At 27.1% G+C, this 2,203-nt stretch carries 1 pseudogene; it reads right to left on the bottom strand.

Annotated features, from left to right (window positions below):
• Positions 1-2,203 (bottom strand): annotated as a pseudogene (locus A9758_RS05480) (hypothetical protein); the annotation flags it as partial.

Here is a 2,203-nt window from a genome sequence, read left to right as displayed (position 1 = left end):
TATATCCCTCATTATCTCTCATGGTTTTACCATTTACCTTGAATAGGACACGTCCTTCATTTACATTAGCATCTTTTTCTGTTATTTTCACTGTTATTTTTATTGTTTCGCCTGGTTTTGTTGCTGTGGTGTTTGTTGTCATTGTCATTGTAGCTGTTTTTTTGGTTATATTCATTGGTATTGTATTGTTTGTTCTTGTTTGTTCATATGTGCTAGTTCCACCATAAACTACATTTAGTACTGATTTTATTTTAAACCAGTTTGCTGGTACTGTGTAGTTTTCTATTGTTGCTATTCCATCTTTTACTGTTGCATAGATAATATTTCCATTGGTGTCTTTTATTGTTTTTCCATTTATTTTAAATACTACTCGGCCTGTGTTTATTGGATTTCCATATATGTCGTATACATGTGCTTTTAAGTTGATAGTATCTCCTACTTGTGCATTTATTGTTTCTAATACTATTTTTGTGTTGATTATTGCTCTTGTATTGTTTTCTAGATATGTGTCATAGTTTGTATTTATTGTTCTTGTTCCTGTTTTTGTACTTGTTGTTAGTTTATTGTTTGTTATTGTCGTGTTTTTTATTGAGTTTTCGGTGTTTATTGTTAAATCATGTTGTCCTATATCTTTTATTATTATTGTATTGTTGTCTATTTGTGTGTTATGTGAGTTTTGTTGTATTTGTATTCCTGTGTTTGCTGGTCTTATTTCTTCTACTATATCATTTATTTTTATGTTACTGTTTCCATATAGTATCATTTCATTGTTTATTATTGTATTATCTTCACTGTGTGCTAGTCCTATTCCCATTGTATAGTTTCCATTTCCAAGTATTGTATTGTTGTTTATTGTTGTATTTGATGTTTGATATATTTCCATTCCATATATTACTGATGAGTTAAGTTGTATGTTATTGTTTGTGATTGTTATGTTGTTTGTTCTGCCTCCACCCATACTTGTTGTTATTATTCCATATGCTAATGGTTCATTATCATCTGTAAATGTTGTTGTATTATAGCATGTTCCTGTTATATTGTTTCCTGTTATTGTACAATTGGTTGCTTTATTTCCCATTTGTATTCCATTAACATATCTGTGTCCTGTTACATGAATATTGTTATCTTTAATTATTGTATTATTTACACGGTCAAGTGTATTTATTCCATAATTAAATCTTCCTCCTGTTACTGTTACATTGTTGTTTATTATGAGTATGTTGTTACTTTTTCCTGGTGCTGTTATTCCTTCTATTGTACTGTAGAGGTTATCATCAGGATTTGTACTATTATATACTTTAACATTATTTTTTGATATTATATTATTTTCTCCACCAACAGATAATATTCCCTGTGTATTTGCTATAGATGTTCCACTTCCATATGTAATAGTTAATGCTGGACCATATACTTTTACTGTATTATTTGATATAAGTATGTTACTTCCACCTGTATTTGCTATTGCTGCTGTTTTACCATTTGTGTTATATGTGTAGATTGTATTGTTTATTATTTTATTATTGTTTCCTGCTGATTTTATGGTGTATTCAGTTGTATCTGTATTGTTAATTTTCATGTTTTTAATTGTTATATTTACATCATCAAGTTCAAAACTTGTATTTGTAAATGTAGCATTTTCACCATTTATTATTATGCCTGGTGTTGTTATGCTTATTTGTCCTTTATTTATGAAGTCTCCTTTAAATATGATATTAGTATCTTCATCAACACCTATTAATTCATTGTTAAATATGTAACTCTCATAGTTTTCTGGTGTAATTGTTAAGTATTGGTGTTGTGATAATTTAAGTACTAGTATGTTAGTAGTTTTAGATGTTATTGTTGGCTTTGCATAAAGAATAATATTATCAGTTGTGTTTCTTGTAATTTCAGTACTAAGAGTATCTTCTATTTTATACAAATTTTTTCCTATATAAAATGCATATTTTGTTTTATTAAGTATATCTTTATCATAACTTTCTGGATTTTTTAATATGATACTACCATTTATTTTAGCAGTTTCATTAACAAATACTTTACCAGGATTATTTAATGTAAGATTACTAAATGCTATTGTACAATTATCATAAGAATTATTTTCAATAATGGTTCTTGTACTATCATTTGTCACATTTATAAATAATGTATCATTAGCACATAAAACATTTTTAAATGTGTTATTTACAAAGGTAGTATTTAAATT

It is taken from the genome of Methanosphaera sp. A6 (assembly GCF_001729395.1).
Taxonomy (GTDB): domain Archaea; phylum Methanobacteriota; class Methanobacteria; order Methanobacteriales; family Methanobacteriaceae; genus Methanosphaera; species Methanosphaera stadtmanae.
Note: the sequence above shows the minus strand (reverse complement) of the source record. Positions and strands in the feature narration are given on the sequence as shown.